Annotated in this window: 19 protein-coding genes and 1 pseudogene; 9 read left to right on the forward strand and 11 right to left on the reverse strand. The window is 69.9% G+C overall.

Going from position 1 to position 14,926, the window contains the following annotated elements; all coding sequences use genetic code 11:
* Positions 1-57: 57 nt before the first annotated feature.
* The gene (locus OG861_RS30405) at positions 58-1,248 is read right to left on the reverse strand and encodes an FAD-dependent monooxygenase (RefSeq protein WP_329192033.1); all 1,191 of its coding nucleotides are present in this window, start codon (positions 1,246-1,248) and stop codon (positions 58-60) included.
* 82 nt (positions 1,249-1,330) lie between these two features.
* Here OG861_RS30405 and OG861_RS30410 point away from each other — a divergent pair, with 82 nt between their 5' ends.
* Together OG861_RS30410 and OG861_RS30415 are read left to right on the forward strand one after the other, a co-directional pair.
* Positions 1,331-1,942: a TetR/AcrR family transcriptional regulator gene (locus OG861_RS30410; RefSeq protein WP_329192031.1), complete on the forward strand. Its 612-nt coding sequence runs from the start codon at positions 1,331-1,333 to the stop codon at positions 1,940-1,942.
* Between the two features lie 249 nt (positions 1,943-2,191).
* Positions 2,192-2,401: a cold-shock protein gene (locus tag OG861_RS30415; protein WP_329192029.1), complete on the forward strand. Its 210-nt coding sequence runs from the start codon at positions 2,192-2,194 to the stop codon at positions 2,399-2,401.
* Positions 2,402-2,537: 136 nt separating this feature from the next.
* Here the strand turns inward: OG861_RS30415 and OG861_RS30420 are convergent, their stop codons facing one another.
* Positions 2,538-3,032, reverse strand: coding sequence for a hypothetical protein (locus tag OG861_RS30420; RefSeq protein WP_329192027.1), 495 nt, complete (start codon positions 3,030-3,032; stop codon positions 2,538-2,540).
* Positions 3,033-3,232: 200 nt separating this feature from the next.
* Here OG861_RS30420 and OG861_RS30425 point away from each other — a divergent pair, with 200 nt between their 5' ends.
* The 3 genes and pseudogenes from OG861_RS30425 to OG861_RS30435 all read left to right on the forward strand — a co-directional run.
* Positions 3,233-3,661: a hypothetical protein gene (locus OG861_RS30425; RefSeq protein ID WP_329192025.1), complete on the forward strand. Its 429-nt coding sequence runs from the start codon at positions 3,233-3,235 to the stop codon at positions 3,659-3,661.
* The gene (locus tag OG861_RS30430) at positions 3,655-3,888 is read left to right on the forward strand and encodes a helix-turn-helix transcriptional regulator (protein ID WP_136216746.1); all 234 of its coding nucleotides are present in this window, start codon (positions 3,655-3,657) and stop codon (positions 3,886-3,888) included. The genes OG861_RS30425 and OG861_RS30430 overlap by 7 nt, the downstream gene beginning before the upstream one ends.
* Positions 3,885-4,832: pseudogene (locus tag OG861_RS30435) on the forward strand (NAD(P)-dependent alcohol dehydrogenase); the annotation flags it as partial. The gene OG861_RS30430 and the pseudogene OG861_RS30435, both read left to right, overlap by 4 nt.
* A 188-nt stretch (positions 4,833-5,020) precedes the next feature.
* Here OG861_RS30435 and OG861_RS30440 read toward each other — a convergent pair.
* The 7 genes from OG861_RS30440 to OG861_RS30470 all read right to left on the reverse strand — a co-directional run bounded on the left by OG861_RS30440 (position 5,021) and on the right by OG861_RS30470 (position 9,514).
* Entirely contained in the window at positions 5,021-5,539 is a 519-nt protein-coding gene (locus OG861_RS30440) for a DUF1203 domain-containing protein (RefSeq protein ID WP_329192023.1), read from the reverse strand.
* A 156-nt stretch (positions 5,540-5,695) separates the two neighbouring features.
* Positions 5,696-6,550 carry an NmrA family NAD(P)-binding protein gene (locus OG861_RS30445; protein WP_329192022.1) on the reverse strand — a complete coding sequence of 285 codons (855 nt, stop codon included), beginning with the start codon at positions 6,548-6,550 and terminating at the stop codon, positions 5,696-5,698.
* A 63-nt stretch (positions 6,551-6,613) separates the two neighbouring features.
* Positions 6,614-7,075 (reverse strand): hypothetical protein, encoded by a 462-nt coding sequence (locus tag OG861_RS30450; protein WP_329192020.1) that lies wholly within the window; start codon positions 7,073-7,075, stop codon positions 6,614-6,616.
* A gap of 94 nt (positions 7,076-7,169) precedes the next feature.
* A complete protein-coding gene (locus OG861_RS30455; RefSeq protein ID WP_329192019.1) occupies positions 7,170-7,691 on the reverse strand; it encodes a MarR family winged helix-turn-helix transcriptional regulator in 522 nt (173 codons plus the stop codon).
* 66 nt (positions 7,692-7,757) lie between these two features.
* Complete coding sequence (locus OG861_RS30460; RefSeq protein ID WP_329192017.1) at positions 7,758-8,102, reverse strand: hypothetical protein; 345 nt, start codon at positions 8,100-8,102, stop codon at positions 7,758-7,760.
* Between the two features lie 475 nt (positions 8,103-8,577).
* Positions 8,578-8,871 (reverse strand): DUF1330 domain-containing protein, encoded by a 294-nt coding sequence (locus OG861_RS30465; RefSeq protein WP_329192015.1) that lies wholly within the window; start codon positions 8,869-8,871, stop codon positions 8,578-8,580.
* 70 nt (positions 8,872-8,941) lie between these two features.
* Positions 8,942-9,514, reverse strand: a complete 573-nt coding sequence (locus OG861_RS30470) for a carboxymuconolactone decarboxylase family protein (RefSeq protein ID WP_329192014.1) — start codon at positions 9,512-9,514, stop codon at positions 8,942-8,944.
* 140 nt (positions 9,515-9,654) lie between these two features.
* On the opposite strand from OG861_RS30470, the gene OG861_RS30475 reads away from it, so the two are divergent.
* Complete coding sequence (locus tag OG861_RS30475) at positions 9,655-9,951, forward strand: winged helix-turn-helix transcriptional regulator (RefSeq protein ID WP_329192013.1); 297 nt, start codon at positions 9,655-9,657, stop codon at positions 9,949-9,951.
* Positions 9,952-10,145: 194 nt separating this feature from the next.
* On the opposite strand, the gene OG861_RS30480 is transcribed toward OG861_RS30475, so the two are convergent.
* On the reverse strand, positions 10,146-11,267 hold the full coding sequence (locus OG861_RS30480) for a serine hydrolase domain-containing protein (RefSeq protein ID WP_330261918.1): 1,122 nt from the start codon (positions 11,265-11,267) through the stop codon (positions 10,146-10,148).
* Between the two features lie 186 nt (positions 11,268-11,453).
* Here OG861_RS30480 and OG861_RS30485 point away from each other — a divergent pair, with 186 nt between their 5' ends.
* From OG861_RS30485 to OG861_RS30495, 3 genes are all read left to right on the forward strand, one after another.
* A complete protein-coding gene (locus OG861_RS30485) occupies positions 11,454-12,113 on the forward strand; it encodes a TetR/AcrR family transcriptional regulator (RefSeq protein ID WP_329192009.1) in 660 nt (219 codons plus the stop codon).
* A 138-nt stretch (positions 12,114-12,251) separates the two neighbouring features.
* Positions 12,252-13,508: an SLC13 family permease gene (locus tag OG861_RS30490; protein WP_329192007.1), complete on the forward strand. Its 1,257-nt coding sequence runs from the start codon at positions 12,252-12,254 to the stop codon at positions 13,506-13,508.
* Between the two features lie 5 nt (positions 13,509-13,513).
* Positions 13,514-14,014 (forward strand): universal stress protein, encoded by a 501-nt coding sequence (locus tag OG861_RS30495; RefSeq protein ID WP_329192005.1) that lies wholly within the window; start codon positions 13,514-13,516, stop codon positions 14,012-14,014.
* A gap of 48 nt (positions 14,015-14,062) precedes the next feature.
* Here the strand turns inward: OG861_RS30495 and OG861_RS30500 are convergent, their stop codons facing one another.
* The gene (locus OG861_RS30500) at positions 14,063-14,719 is read right to left on the reverse strand and encodes a maleylpyruvate isomerase N-terminal domain-containing protein (protein ID WP_329192003.1); all 657 of its coding nucleotides are present in this window, start codon (positions 14,717-14,719) and stop codon (positions 14,063-14,065) included.
* Positions 14,720-14,926 lie beyond the last annotated feature (207 nt).

Here is a 14,926-nt window from a genome sequence, read left to right on the forward strand (position 1 = left end):
CGGCACGGCGGGGGAGGGGCGCGGCCGGTCGGTGGACGGAACGGGTCCCCGTGCCTGCTACCCGGGGAGGCGGAAGCCGTTGAAGAGGTCGTCCATGCCGCGCAGGGCCAGGCGGGCGGGGGTGGCACGGACCGCGAGGTCACGGGCGACCACCGCGAGCGGGTTGCGGAGGGCACCCAGGCGGCCGACCCGGCGGGCGCGGACGCGCACGGCGTCGGTGCGGTCGCGGCGTGCGGCGGTGTAGGCGGCGAGGGCGGCCGCGACGGAGCCGGTGCTGTCCCCGCTGTCCTGGCTGTCTCCGGCGGGGAGCAGCTGGGCGAGGATCACCGCGTCCTCGATGGCCTGGCAGCCGCCTTGGCCGAGGTTCGGGGCCATGGCGTGCGCGGCGTCGCCGACCCAGGCGATGCGGCCGCGGTGCAGGCTGGGCAGCGGAGCGGCCAGGTCGTAGAGGTCGTTCTGGAGGACCTGGTCCGGGTCGAGGCGCTCGACGCGGTCCAGCAGGGCCGGAATCGGGTGGTGCCACGAGCCGAAGCGGTGCCGCAGTTCGGCGCGGGGGTCGGACGACCGGGTGCCGGCCGGGACGATCGCGGTGGCGTACAGGTAGAAGCGACCGTCGGAGAGCGGGGTCACGCCGAAGCGCTCGCCCCGCCCCCAGGTCTCGCTCATCGCCGGTATCCGCAGGTCCGGCGCGTGCACGATGGTCCGCCAGGCCGTCTCGCCGATGTAGTGGAGGCCGGGGTGGGCGGGGAAGTGCGTGCGGCGCAGCGGGCTGTGGATGCCGTCGGCGGCAACCACCAGATCGGCGGGAAGGTCAGGGCCGGCTGCCGTACGTACGGTTGGACGGCCCCCGGCGTCCTCGACGGCGGTCACGGTGGTGCCGTAGCGAAGGGACTCCGGCGGGAGTTCGGCGGCCAGGGCCGCGGTGAAGGCCGGGCGCGGGACGGCGATCGGGGGCGTGCCGTAGCGCGCCGCCATGTCCGCGGTCGCGGTCCGGGTGAGCCACCGGCCGTCGGAGCGGCGCACACCCATCACCGTGGGTACGGCGCTCCCGGCGGCGCGGGCGGCGTCCGTGCCGATGGCGTCGAGTGCGCGCAATGCGTTGGGAGCCAGGCCGATGCCGGCGCCGGTGCAGGGGAGTTCGGGCGCGCGCTCGCAGACGGTGACGCGCCAGCCGCGGCGGTGGAGTGCGAGAGCGGCCGTGAGGCCTCCGATACCGGCCCCGGCCACCACCGCATGACGTTTCGGCATGGAACACATCTCCGTTCGGTTCGGGCGTTCATGCACCCTCTACAGATGTAGAGCCCTCACTCTACAGCTGTAGAGTGAGGGTATGTCCAGCCCCGACCGCCGCACCCTCATCGCGGACACAGCGATCGCCACCGTGGCCACGGCCGGCCTGCGCGGGCTCACGCACCGCGCGATCGATACCGCGGCGGAGCTGCCCGCGGGCAGTACCTCCTACTACTTCCGTACGCGTACGGCGCTGATCAGCGCCTGCTATGCGCGCATCGCGGAACTGGACCTGGACGACTTCGACTCGGGGCAGCCGGTTCCCTCCGACGCCGGGCGGTCGGTTTCGCGGGAGGAAGCCGCCGCCGCGATCGGGGCGCTGCTGCACCGCTGGTTGACCACGGGCCGCGAGCGGCAGCTGGCGCGCTACGAGCTCAGCCTGGAGGCCGCCCGCACCCCGGAACTGGGGGCGGCCCTTCACCAGGCGGGCCTGGCCGCTCGCGCCCGTGCAGCCGCCGCTCTTGCGGCACTGGGCGCCGCCCGGCCTGAGGAGGCCGCCGAGTTGCTGGTCGCCTGGACCGAAGGGGTGCTCTTCGACGGTCTCGTGGGTGCGATGGCCCGCACCCGGCCCGCGCCCGACCGGGCGGAGCTCACGGCAGTCGCTCGCCGGATGCTCGACGCTGCGCTGGCCGGTGACTCGCCAGGGGGATAGGTGCGGGCGAGGATGGGAGACGAACCCCGGCGCGGGCCGCCGCCACTTTGGCGGCGGCCCGCGCTGTCGTGTGTCCCGGACGGTCCGCAGTCGCGCAGGGGGATTTTCGTCCTCGCATCCGCGTACGCGTAAGCGGCTCGTGCGGAGTCTGCCGATGTTCGCTCTTTAGCGGCACCTGCGTTTGCGCTCCACGCTTGCGCGCCAAGATCAGCCCGACGGCACGAGCCGTCAGGACCCCCTGAGGTGGACATGAGCGATCGACAGACCGGAACCGTGAAGTGGTTCAACGACGAGAAGGGCTTCGGCTTCATCACGCCGGAGAGTGGCGATGACCTCTTCGTGCACTTCAAGTCCATCCAGTCGAACGGATTCAAGTCCCTGAAGGAGGGCCAGCAGGTCACGTTCATCGTTACCAGCGGGCAGAAAGGCATGCAGGCGGAGGACGTGCAGGTCATCTGACGACCCACGTGAAGCGTGACATGTTACTGAGCGCGCCAATCGGCCGAACCGGCCAACTGGCGCGCTCAGTCACAGTCGGACGCATGGCGGTTGAGGTGCTGGTGTCCGTACCGGATCGGACACCGCCTCCGGCGGGTCAGCGGGAGCGGTGGACTGCCTGGAGGGCCGCCCACTCCGGGGCGGGAAACTCGTGGCCCCAGCGCCTCCGGTACCCATCCGTCCCGTGCTCGGAGAGAAGCTGCTCGATCATGGCCATGAAGGCTCCTACGAACGCCTCTGCCGGTACCCGGCCTGCCCAGACCAGTCTCGCGTCCGACCACCAGGACGACGGCTCGTTCAAGTCCGCGAACTCCACGATCTGAACGAAGACCTCCTTTTCCGCTCGGTTGAAGAAGACTCTCGTCCCGCTCGGCTCGTTGAAGAACGTCACGAAGGTCGCACTGCACTCAAGCAGCAGATCCCGGACGGCGTTCATGAAGCAGGCCAGGACCTCGGGTCCTACGTAGGAGGCGCGCACCGTCTGTTCCGCAGCGTCCACCGACCACGACCAGGTGGCCGATCCGAACCCACCGAGCTTCCAGTGCATGCGCTGGCCATGGGTCGAAGAAACGTCGAATGGGCTGTGAACCATGCCTTCCCCCTGCGCCAGGTGGTGCTGGCCCTGGAAATCGCCGAGTCAACCGGGACTCGCTCACGAGCACGACGATGCCACAGACGGGATCTCAGAGGCAGGCTGCAGCAGCCGCATCATCGATGTATAGAAATCTTGACATCGTGTCGGGATTATTTGACACTCCATGGTGTCGGGTCCTATTCGCATGGGGAGCCCTTGTGGCATTCGAAGAGAAACGGGCCTGGATCCTGGCCCTGGTCACGATCACGTCGTACGCGGCGTACCTGGCGGTCGTCCTCGGTCAGGGCGGACATGCGCCCCTCGCACACACGCCTTACGTGGCAGCGCTGTTGTGGACGGTCGGCGCCTCCATCGCCGCGTCCATCGTGCTGCACGTCATCGTGTCCACGGTGTCGCGCGAGGGGGCGAACCTCAAGGACCAGCGCGACGGGGAGATCCACCGCTTCGGCTCGTACGTCGGCCAGTCGTTCCTGGTCATCGGCGGCGTAGCCGGGCTCGTCCTGGCCATGGCCCGCGTCGACCAGTTCTGGATCGCCAATGCGATCTACCTGGCGTTCGTCCTGTCCGCGCTCCTCGCATCGGGGGCGAAGATCGTGGCCTACCGGTTCGGCCTCCACCCGTGGTGAGGCCGACCAGGGTCACCAACGCGATCCGGGCCTTGCGGTTCGCCCACGGCGAGATGACCCAGGCCGAACTCGCCCGCCGCATCGGGGTGACCCGCCAGACCGTCATCGCCATCGAGCAGGGCCGCTACTCGCCCTCGCTGGAGATGGCCTTCCAGATCGCCCGGGTGTTCGCCGTTCCGCTCCAAGACGTCTTCCAGTACCCCGAATCCGAGGTAGAGGCTCCATGAAGGCAGTCGTCCACAACAGCTACGGACCACCCGAGGTCCTGCGCCTCGAGGAGGTCGCCGAGCCGGCGAAGCCGGGCAGCGGCGAGGTGCTGCTGCGCGTCCACGCCTCCGCGGTCGATCCGGGAGTGTGGCACGTCACGGCCGGGCTGCCGTACCTGATCCGCGCCACGCCCTACGGCCTGCGCGGGTCGAAGCCCCGCGTGCGGGGCATGGACGTGGCAGGTGTCGTCGAGGCCGTCGGCCCGGGGGTGAGCCGCTTCCGGCCCGGCGACGAGGTGTACGGCACCTGCGACGGAGCATTCGCCGAGTACGCGTGCGCCAAGCAGGACCGGCTCGCGCCGAAGCCGTCCGGCCTGGACTTCGCGGCGGTGGCTGCCATACCCGTGTCCGGATGTACCGCCCTGCAGGCCCTGCGGGACGCCGGACGCGTGCGGGCCGAGCAGCGCGTCCTCGTCATCGGCGCGTCCGGCGGGGTGGGCGGCTTCGCCGTCCAGCTCGCCAAGGCCTTCGGCGCGCACGTCACCGGCGTCTGCAGTGCGGCCGGTGCGGACCTGGTTCGCTCCCTCGGCGCGGACGAGGTCATCGACTACACCCGCGAGGACCCGACGGACGGCACCCGCCGCTACGACCTCGTCCTCGATATCGCCGGAAACCGGCCGCTGCACCGGCTCCGCCGCGCCCTCACCCCGCGTGGAACCCTCGTCATCGTCGGCGGGGAGGGCGGTGGCAGGTGGACCGGCGGCATGGGCCGCACACTGCGGGCACTGATGCTGTCGCCGTTCGTCGGCCAACGGCTCGTAGGGCTGGTCTCCTCACAGAAGCACGACGATCTCCGGCTTCTCGCGGACCTGGTCGAGGCCGGCACCGTGAAACCCGTCGTCCACCGGACGTACCCGCTGGCCGAGGTCCCCGAAGCCATTCGGTACCTGAGAGGCAATCAGACCCTCGGCAAGATCACCATCCGCCTGCGAAGGTCCGGCGGGCCCGGCGCGGCGGCGATCGGACGGCCGCCTGATCTCGAAACCCTGTGCCTGCGGCACGCCGAACCGCCACACCGCGACGCGCCCGCCGGACCTTCGCAGGGGTCCGGCCGTCTGCTCTCCGCGTTGCGATCAACCGGGTGGCAAGGCGGCTATTGCTCCTCGGCGGAGGTCCGTCGTACCTCGAAGTGGAAGCATCCGTATTCCAGTGCCCTGACGTGCACGAGCACCACGTCCGGGTCGTCGAACGCATCGTCGAAGGCCGCATCGAAGCCGGCGGTGGCGTCGGCCGGAATCTCCAGAAGGCGGCCACCTGCGATGTGACCCCGGGCGTCGTAGCGGCGCACGGTACGCAGAGCGCCCGGTCGAGCGAAGGGGTAGTGCTCGCCAGGGGTGAACCCGCCGCAGTCATCGGCGTGGATGAAGACGGGGCCCTGTTCGTCGTAAGCGCCCGGATCTGCCCCCGTCGCGGCGGCCCAGCGGCGCAACGGGGCGTAGGAAACAAGGGCGATCCGCTCGCCGAGCGTGATGGGGAGCAGGCAGCAGCGCAGGGGGGAGCCCGCGTCGACGCGGGTCGCGTGGTAGGGGGCGCAGGGACGGCCCGCGTCGTCGGCGACTCGAAGTTCCTTGAGGGCGGCTGTGTCCACAGGGAACACGGTGTATTTGGTCATGCGCCCATGCTGGATCGGTGCACGGTTATGCGCTGGCAGGAAACCGACGTCGCGTGGGTGCGTGCACACCGGAAGGCTCACCGGAAACGCCACTCCCGCTGAGCCGGAGGATCAGCGAGAAGGCGGAGGGTCCGGACCGGGTCGTCGAGCTGTCGGTCAGGTGGTGGCGGTGAACGCGGGCAGGTGCTCGCGAAGGAAGGCGTGGAGCGTCCTGGCGGGGCGGCCGAGGAGGGTCTCGATGGTGTCGTTGGGGGATTCCGGACGCTCCGTGGCCAGTCGCTGGATCTCGACGACGTGGCTCGCGAGCCAGGGTGGCATGTGTGCGGTCGACAGCAGATGGCTGTGGAACTCGTGTGGTGGCAGGTCGATGTGACGGACGGGGCGACCGGTCAGCTCGCCGAGTAGGCGGGCGAGTTCGGAATGGCTGAAGGCCTGCGGGCCGGTCAGGGTGTACGTGGCACCGGCGAGGCCGGGAACGAGAAGGGTCTCGGCGGCCACGTCGGCGATGTCCCGGACGTCGACGTAGTTGCAGGGCGCGTCGCGCATCGCCCCGATGAGCACGCCCTGGGCGACCGACGGGGCGTTCAGGAGCAGCTTGTGCATGAAGGCGTACGGTCGGAGCAACGTAGCCGTCATGCCGGTCGCCGCCAGGTGTTCCTCAACTCGCACGTGTCCGCGCGAGATGGCCACTGGTGAGGCGGGCTCGGCAGCCGGAGCGGAGAGTTTGACTACGTGCTGTACCCCGCACAGGGCCGCGGCGTCCACGGCGTTGGTCTCCAGCTCGACTTGACGCGGGCTGTTGGCCATGGCGAGGAACAGCTGCGTGGATCCTTGGAGGGCGGCGCGGAGCGTACGGGGATCTGCGGCGTCCGCCCCGACGATCTCGACCGAGGTTCTTGCGCCAGTGGCGTCGCGCAGTGCGTCGGGAGTACGGCTGATGGCCCGGCAGGGGACGTCGAGTTCGGTCAGCCGGCGGAGCAGCGCGCCGCCGGTGGCGCCGGTTGCGCCCATGATGGTGATCACAGTGAGCCCTTCACGGTCGAGAGGTCTGTCGGACGGGTGGGGAGGGCCGGGTCACGTCTGTTGCCGGGAGGTCGCACCGTGCCACCGCCAGGTGACGATGGTGGCGGCCAGTGCGGCCGAGAGCGGCAGGTCGATCCGCAAGCGCTCCAGCCATCCGGCGTCGGGCACCGGCGTGTGCGACGGCAGCCACTGGGAAGTGAACCACCCGAGCAGGCCGGCGACTGCGGCCGCCGCAACGGCGAGTCCGAGGGCGAGCGCCAGTCGCGGTGCCGAGGTCGTCCAGCGGCGTGGCCGGCCACGCCGGTGCAGCCACGCGCCGACGACGCACGCCACGAGGGCGGACGTGGCCCCGATGGAGGTGACGGCGGCCATGGTGAGTTCGGGCTGCCCGGTGAGGACTCCGCCGAGCCCGGCGGTGAGGGCGGGGGCCAGGTAGGCGGCTGCGACTTCCTTCCGGAGGGCGAAGGGGCGCGTGGCGGAACCAGGTACAGAGATTCCATGGGGAGGGCTCACAAGTCTCCTCGAGATAATTAGGTGGCTAACTATTTGGGTGCGGCTGAGTGCGTCACTTGGCCACGGCGACTGTTTCTTGCGGAAAGCCGGGGTCCTAGTCGGCGGTCAGTGCACCGATCCGCCGGGTAATCCGCTCCAGGAGGTCCAGGAACAGCCCCCGCTCGTCGACGCTCAATCCGTCGACCAGTGCCTCAAGTCGAGCGAAGTGGTCCGCGGCCATGTCGCGCAGCCGCTGGGCGCCGCGCGCGGTGAGGACCACCACCGCGCCCCGCCCGTCCTCGGTGGAGGCGCGCCGAGCCACCAGGCCCTCGCGCTCCAGTCCGCTGACAAGGCCGGTCACCGTAGCGCGCGAGACGCCAAGGCTCCTCGCGAGGTGCGACGGCGACTTCTCTCCGTCGTTGTCCTCCAGGTCCACCAGCAGGCGGTAGCGCCCGGTCGACAGCCCGGAACGTGAGAAGTGCACTTCTGACGCCCGGTCCAGGCGCGCCCCGGCCGCCATCAGGCGCACGGCGACGAGTACCGCCTGCGGATCGGCGTCCAGCCCGTACCGCGCGATCTGCTTCCGTGCCTGATCGAGCGTGGGTGTAGCGCCGGCCGTCGCGTCCTCGTCACTCATGAGATTTAATATGGCAGCTAACTATTGGCCGGTCAAGATGCACTGGGCAGATCCTCGCCCTCCGGCTCAGGCCGTGGCGGCTACTCGGCTGGGGGCGTCGGGTGGGGGCAGGGTCTTGAGGGGGTCCTCGGCGAGGTGGGCGACGTGCGTGAGCGCGTTCTCGTAGACGGGTCGGGGGAAGGCGAACGGCCCGATGGCGAGTTCTCCCCAGGCCGGGCGGTGGGGTTGGTGGAATGCGGACCACGTGACGGTCTCGGGCGTGGCGGTGATGCGGGTGAACAGGGGCCAGCAGTCCCAGATACCGCAGGGACAGCCCAGCACCGCGGTGGCGTCCGTCGGTGCGTGGCGGAGCCCCGGGGTGGCGTTGCCGAGGAAGTGGGATGCGGCGTCACCCAGGTCGGACTCTGCCAATCCGGCGTACTGGCGGAGCAGGAAGTCCTCCGCGTCCTCGGGCGTCCTCCTGTAGGCGCTCTTCTCCTACAGCCACAGTGGCCGCGTGGCATCGGCGGCGTGGACGCGGAGGTCGGAGCCGTCGATGCGGATGCCCCACAGGCGGGCGGAGGTGTAGGTGAAGAACTCGATGTGCTGCACGGAGTCATTGTCCGGGGTCAGGGCCGGCCGCTGATGCGCCGGCCGGACAGACGGATCCGTGCCCCCGGATCCCTGCCAACGCGGCTTTCGCTCCGTTCGGCGCCCCAACGGGCGGCCTCGTGGTCACCCCTGCCCCGTGGAGGTCCGCGACCGTACTGACGGTGATCGACCGGACGGCTCCGCTCCACCCTGTGGGCGCCCACCGGGCGAACAGCGACGTACTGGGGAGTGCGCCATGGCCGTCGTCCATTGGCGTATCAGGTGACGGACGCTCAGTGATGGCTGAGCCCGTCGGTCAGTCGATGCCTTCGATGATGCGGAAGTCGCGCTCGACGGCGTCGGAGAGGACAACCAGCGCCTTCTGGTATGCCTCGCTCTCGTATGCCGCGACGGCCTGTTCGAAGCTGTCGAACTCGATCAGAATGACGCGGTGCGTGTTTCCGGCCTCGTGGGCGACGACTCGACTGCCACGGGACAGGAGCCGCCCGCCCCCAGCCCGGACGGCCGGACCGGCCAGCTTGTCGTAGGCAGTCAGCCTCTCAGGGTCGGATATGGCGCGGTAGACACTGACCCAGTAGCTCTTGGCCATGGAAACCTCCTGTGTTCGGCCGGACACGTCCGACTTCGAAATTTTGTATGGGCAGGCCGGGTAGGGCGAGTCATCGAGGGCGGGGCGGGAAGTCGGCGAAGCGTGGTGCGCCGGGCTCGTGCGGTATGCGAGCGGCGCGGGCGGCGAAGCTGACGGCGTGATACCACCCGCACAGCAGGAACAGGTCGAGCAGTTGGGGCTCGTCGAAGACCGAGGCAAGCCGTGCCCACAATGCGTCGTCGACGTCGGAACGCTCATGCAGCATGTCGACAGCGAGAATGAGCAGCCGTTCCGGCTCGGATGTCCAGCACTCGTCGGCGGGACCGCCGTGCACCAGCGAAGTCGCCTGCTCGTGGGTGAGGCCGACGCGCTCGGCGAACGTCGACATGTGCACGCCCCACTCGTACTCGCAGCCGCACAGCGCGCACGTCCGGTCGATGACGATCTCGCGTTCCCGCATGGTCAGCGTCAGCTGCCGACTCAACTCGTAGCGACCCCACCCGTGCATGGCGCCGGCCATCGGGAGGTTTCTGGCGAACATCCGGAACAACCCGATGGGTGGGGCCTCTCCGGGCATCATGCGCGCGAGCAGTGCGCCGACCTGGTCGGTGTACGGCGGTTCCACCAGGGCTATCCGCGGCATCGCCTCTCCCGTCGAGTTCGTTTCGAAAATAGAAACGCTGGAGGGGATGTTAGTGTTTCGAATAGCGAAACACAAGGAGGCGTATGTCAACGCCGCGTCCAGGCACGCCAGTTCGTGGATCGACGACCGGCCGTCCGATCATGGCCGCGATGGACCTGTTCGGCCGCCGGTGGGCGCTGCGAATTCTCTGGGAGCTCCGTTCGGGCCCGCTCGGCGCCCGCGCGCTGCTGGCACGGTGCGAAGGCCTGTCGTCAAGCGTCCTCTACCAGCGGCTACGCGAACTCGTATCGAGCGGGATCATCGCTCCTTCGGCCGACGGCTACGAGCTCACTCGACTGGGGACAGCGCTCGGTCACGCCCTCCGTCCGCTCGACGAATGGGCGGCCATCTGGGCGCAGGAGCAAGAACAGCCCGATCAGGAGCCCACGGATACCTGAAGGTGACGGCCACCAGGTCGGCGTGATGTGACAGCCCCCGACTGGGGGACACATGGGCTCGCGCGGCCTGCGAAAAGTTGTCGGAGCCCACGCGTAGCCGGGGCAGCAGCAGCGCGATGGAGAAGTGCCGGTCGGCGCTCAGGGACAGTTAGTGCCCCTGGCGCCGGGCCGCCGGGGCGCCGCCCTGGTCCCGCTCAGCCGTACATCGCCAGGCGGTAGAGGTGGGCGAGCGCCTCGTCGATGGGGTGGGGCTCTGGCCTGCCGGAGGAGTCCAGCCCGTTCCACCTCTGCAGGTTCACCGCGACCGCCATCTGGCGTGTGCCGTCGGCGCGGGTCATGGCGAGCGTTCCGCCGCCCCAGACCGTGCCGCCGTGCCCCCAGAAGGTGCCCTGGCCCGGAGCTGTCATGGGGTGCAGCCCGAGGCCGTAGTCGATCGTCTTGCCCTCCTGTGAGACGACCGGGACGGTGCGTTGCATCTCGACCAAGGACGACGGACTGACGATCTGCCCGGCCAGGAGCATGCCGTAGAAGCGGTTCAGGTCGGAGGCGGTGGATATCAGGGAGGCTGAGGGGCCCACCCATGACATGTCGTAGACGCTGTAGTCGCGAGGTGGGTCGATCATGCCGGACCATGCCTCGTAGAGCCGTGAATGCGGCCCGTTCACGTACGGTCCGGAAGGCAGTTCGGTTTCGCGGAGACCGGCGCGTTCGATGACGCAGCGGGTGATGTACCGCTCGGCCGTGCTGCCGGTCACCTCCTCCAAGAGCCGGACGAGGAGGAGGTAGTTGGTGTTGGAGTACACCCCGGGTGTTGTGCCGGGGGCACCGACGGCAGGGGCGTTGACTCCCTTCTCGATCAGTTCGATGGGGTCGAACCGCGTGAACCGGTGCTCGTCCAGGCTGCTGGGGCCGGTTTCGGAGAGGACGGGGTACCCCTTGAGGGAGGGGTAGGCGTAGGGGAGGTACTCCGCGAGGCCGCTCGTGTGGTTGAGCAGCATCCGGACCGTGATCGCCTCCCCCCTTCCCCCGGCGGGAGCGTGCTCCGGTAGGTACCGGCCGATCGGCGCGTCGAGTGCGATCCGACGGCTCTCGACCTGCTGGAGCACGGCGGCGGCGGTGAAGGTCTTGGTGATGCTGCCGACGCGGTGGCGCATGTCGGGGGTGACGGGGCTGCCGGTGGCGAGGTCGGCGAACCCGGCGGCGCCTCGCCACACTTGGTCCCCGTCCCGCACCTCGGCGAAAAGTCCCGGCATTCCCGCGTGGTGGACGTCTTGGACGGCCCGTTCCAGCGCCGCGTGGTCAAGTGCGTTCTTCACGGCATGCGTCCTTTCGGGATTCCCCGGTGTGAGCGTTCTGCGGTCGCTCGTCCGGGATGACAGGGCACGGGGTGGCGGGTCGGCACGCCTCGTGCCCGGCCCGTCGACACCCCCATGCCTCATTATGCACGCGGTGCGTGCAACACCAAGTGCATCGGTATGCTGGTCTCCGGCGAGAGGAGAAAAATGGCAGGCCGAAGGCGTTGGTCCACCGAAGAGATCCTTGATGCGGCGGCGGAGCTGCTGCGCACGGGCGATGCGGATTCGTTCAGCGTGCGCAAACTGGCCGCGACCCTGGGGACCGATTCCTCCAGCCTCTACCGGCACTTCCGCACCAAGACCGAACTGCTGCGCGCGGTTGCCGACCGCATCCTCCTGGCCGCCATGGACGGCTACCGTGCCGAAGGTGACTGGAAGCAGCGCATCACCGCCCTGGCCCTGCGCATGAGGGGCGCCTTCGGGCAGCAGCCCCAACTCGCCGCGGTCTGGGGGCGGTACGCGTCGAGCGGTACGGGATCCAGGCTGGTCATGGAAGAGGTGCTCCAAGCGCTGCGCGCGTCCGGTCTCCCCGAGGAGGAGATCCCGGTCGGCTACCACCGGATCGCCGTCCTCATCGCCGCACTGATCGCGTCGGAGGCCGGTGCCGGCACGGTTACCCCCGAGGAGCACGAACAAGGCATGGAGCTGTTCCGCGTGGCGGTGCTGGGGGCCGATCCCGAACGATTCCCCGCCCTGGCTTCCTTCGCCCGGGACATCCGCCCCCTCGGAGCAGAGCGCCGAGAGGCGTTCCTAGACCTCCTCGCCGCGCAACTGGCCCACATCGAGGCGGCGATCCCCCCGGGCTAGTCCGTCTCTTTCGGATCGTGCCGGTCGAGCCCTCGGCGTCCGTCACCTCGTCGCCCCGGGTCCGCTGCACGCGAATGGCCTCGCTCTCGGACACCACGCCACCCTCGTCAAGGCGCTCGCCTGGGAGAAGATCTGAGGGTGAACTCCTCGTTGGCGGAGGCTGTCTCCGTCGTTCTGCTCCTGCTGGTGCTGGCCTGCGCCGTCATCCGCCCGTTCGGCTGGCCGGAGGCGGTCGTCGCCGTCCCTGCCGCGGGCGTGGTCATCGCCACCCGGGCGATCTCCCTGGACCACGCCCGTGACGAGGCAGTGCGACTCGGGCCGGTGATCGGCTTCCTCGCGGCGGTCCTGGTCCTGGCCCACTTGTGCGACCAAGAGGGCCTGTTCCAGGCGTGCGGAGCGTGGATGGCCCGCAGCGCGGCAGGCCGTCCGCACCGGCTCCTGCTCCACGTGTTCGCCGCCGCGTCGGTGATCACCGCGGTACTCAGTCTGGATGCCACCATCGTGCTGCTCACGCCGGTGGTGTTCGCCACCGCCGCCCGGCTCGGCGCCAGGCCCAAACCGCACGTCTACGCCTGCACCCACTTGTCGAACACCGCCTCGCTGCTGTTGCCGGTCTCCAATCTGACGAACCTGCTGGCGTTCGCGGCCAGCGGGCTGAGCTTCACGCGGTTCGCCGCCTTGATGGCCCTGCCGTGGCTGGTGGCGATCGCGGTCGAGTACGGGGTCTTCCGCCGGTTCTTCGCCGCCGACCTGGACGCCGGGGCCCAGGCTCCCGCCGTTGCCCAGCCGCCCGAGCCGCCGGTGTTCGCCCTGGTCACCGTCGCGTGCACGCTCGCCGGATTCGTCCTGACCTCCGCGCTGGGAGTCGACCCGGCCTGGGCGGCCTTCGCCGGCGCCGCCGTGCTCGCCGTGCGGGCGCTGGCCCAGCGCCGCACCACACCCGCCGCGATCCTGCACGCCGCTTCCGTGCCGTTCCTCGCCTTCGTCCTGGCGCTGGGCATCGTGGTGCGCGCGGTCGTCGACCACGGGCTAGCCGCCGGACTGGGCCACCTGATCCCGGGCGGCACCGGGCTCGCTGCCCTGATCGGTATCGCCGCATCGGCCGCCGTGCTGGCCAACATCATCAACAATCTGCCCGCCGTACTGGTGCTCTTGCCGCTGACCGCGCCGTCCGGGCCGGCCGCAGTGCTGGCCGTGTTGTTGGGGGTGAACATCGGCCCCAACCTCACCTACGCCGGCTCCCTGGCCACCCTCCTGTGGCGGCGCATCGTCCACGAGCACGACAGCGAGGTCGAACTGGGCGAGTTCACCCGACTCGGCGTGTTCACCGTGCCCATCGCGCTCTTGTTGTCCGTCCTGGCACTGTGGACCTCGATGGCCCTGATCGGAGGCTGACCGCCATGAACGTCATCATCTGGATCACCGAGGGCACCTGGCCCGCCGGCATCGATGCCGCCCGCACCCACGCACCCGGGGACGCGGACGTCGTGCTGCTCCACGTCACCCCGGCCGATGTTCCGGGCGCTGCGCACGGTGCCTTTGCGGGCCTATTGGGCCGTGGCCACCTCGAACGCGACCCCGGCACACAGGTGGAGAAGCTGGCGGCAGCCTCCGCCGACCGGCTCCTCGCCCAAGCGGCGCAACGTCTGGGCCGCCCGTGCACCCGCACCGAGCGCACCGGCCGCCCTGAACGGGAGGTCGTCGCCGCCGCCGAGGGCGCCGATCTGCTGGTCCTGGTCCGCGACGGTGACCGCAGTCACCTCGGGCCACGCAGCCTGGGGCCGGCCAGCCGCTTCATCGTCGACCACGCCCCATGTCCCGTCCTGCTGGTGTGGCCGGAAACGGCACCCGGCATCGCCACCCTCGCGCCTCCACCGCCCCACCCACCGCATCACCGATAGCGGCATAACGCCGTCCTCGGTTCCGATCCGCACCTTCCGACGGCGCCGTCAGCCGAGGATGAGCGGGAGCCGTGCGCAGAGATCACCCAGAGCGGCTTTCTCGGCGTCGGACGGCGCATGACGGCCGGTGCCGATCAGCAGGGCGTCCTTGTCGGTGAACGAGGCGGGGAACGGGTTCCCGGCGATCTCTTCCAGCAACACGCGGGCCGCGGTGAGGGTCTCACCCGGTGGTTCGGCCGCCGACGGCAGATGCGCGATCAGATCGAGGTGGTGCAAGGTCCATTCGAGCACGTACGCGGACAGGTAGTCGCCGACGGTCAGCACCTTGTCCTGGGTGCTGACGCGAAGGGCGGGATCGGCGAGTTGGGCAGCCCGGCCCGCGGCGGAACCCACGTCGTCGAGGTGGAACTTGAGCCACCGCGGCTCGCCGTATGCGGCGGCCAGGCGGGGGACCAGCGCATCGAGGGGGTCCTCGCCGGTCGGTGGTCCGTCGAGCAGGTCCCAGTAGGTGACCGCGTCCGCGGTCGGTACGGTTTCGGCGGGCGTGACCAGGGTGATCAGGACGTCCTGGGCGTCGATGACCAGGTGGCAGACCAGGTCCCGCACGAGCCAGCCGGCGCAGCCGGACCGCCGCTCGAAGTCCTCGTCCGGCAATGCGGCCACCGCTGTGCGCAACGCCGTCCAAGAACGTGAGAAGAGCTCCATTACGGCACGGTAGGCCGGACTCGGAACGACGGACAAGCGGGCTTGTGGATGGTCCCCCGCATGTGCTCGGCACGGCACGGCATGTGAGACTCCTGCCACGGGCGCCGACCCCGACGGGGACGGGCGGCATCGTAACGGGGCAGGGGCTTAGATGAGCGGGACCGGGAACACGATTGCACCACAGCCGGATGCTGCGGCCGTTGCACC

Source organism: Streptomyces sp. NBC_00539 (assembly GCF_036346105.1).
Lineage (GTDB): Bacteria > Actinomycetota > Actinomycetes > Streptomycetales > Streptomycetaceae > Streptomyces.

What these genes read in the sequence shown, in the direction of transcription:
- OG861_RS30405 (WP_329192033.1), bottom strand. Translation starts at nt 1,248, where the DNA reads ATGCCGAAACGTCATGCGGTGGTGGCCGGGGCCGGTATCGGAGGCCTC.
- OG861_RS30410 (WP_329192031.1), top strand. Translation starts at nt 1,331, where the DNA reads ATGTCCAGCCCCGACCGCCGCACCCTCATCGCGGACACAGCGATCGCC.
- OG861_RS30415 (WP_329192029.1), top strand. Translation starts at nt 2,192, where the DNA reads ATGAGCGATCGACAGACCGGAACCGTGAAGTGGTTCAACGACGAGAAG.
- OG861_RS30420 (WP_329192027.1), bottom strand. Translation starts at nt 3,032, where the DNA reads ATGGTTCACAGCCCATTCGACGTTTCTTCGACCCATGGCCAGCGCATG.
- OG861_RS30440 (WP_329192023.1), bottom strand. Translation starts at nt 5,539, where the DNA reads ATGACCAAATACACCGTGTTCCCTGTGGACACAGCCGCCCTCAAGGAA.
- OG861_RS30445 (WP_329192022.1), bottom strand. Translation starts at nt 6,550, where the DNA reads ATGGGCGCAACCGGCGCCACCGGCGGCGCGCTGCTCCGCCGGCTGACC.
- OG861_RS30455 (WP_329192019.1), bottom strand. Translation starts at nt 7,691, where the DNA reads ATGAGTGACGAGGACGCGACGGCCGGCGCTACACCCACGCTCGATCAG.
- OG861_RS30465 (WP_329192015.1), bottom strand. Translation starts at nt 8,871, where the DNA reads ATGGCCAAGAGCTACTGGGTCAGTGTCTACCGCGCCATATCCGACCCT.
- OG861_RS30470 (WP_329192014.1), bottom strand. Translation starts at nt 9,514, where the DNA reads ATGCCGCGGATAGCCCTGGTGGAACCGCCGTACACCGACCAGGTCGGC.
- OG861_RS30475 (WP_329192013.1), top strand. Translation starts at nt 9,655, where the DNA reads ATGGCCGCGATGGACCTGTTCGGCCGCCGGTGGGCGCTGCGAATTCTC.
- OG861_RS30485 (WP_329192009.1), top strand. Translation starts at nt 11,454, where the DNA reads ATGGCAGGCCGAAGGCGTTGGTCCACCGAAGAGATCCTTGATGCGGCG.
- OG861_RS30495 (WP_329192005.1), top strand. Translation starts at nt 13,514, where the DNA reads ATGAACGTCATCATCTGGATCACCGAGGGCACCTGGCCCGCCGGCATC.
- OG861_RS30500 (WP_329192003.1), bottom strand. Translation starts at nt 14,719, where the DNA reads ATGGAGCTCTTCTCACGTTCTTGGACGGCGTTGCGCACAGCGGTGGCC.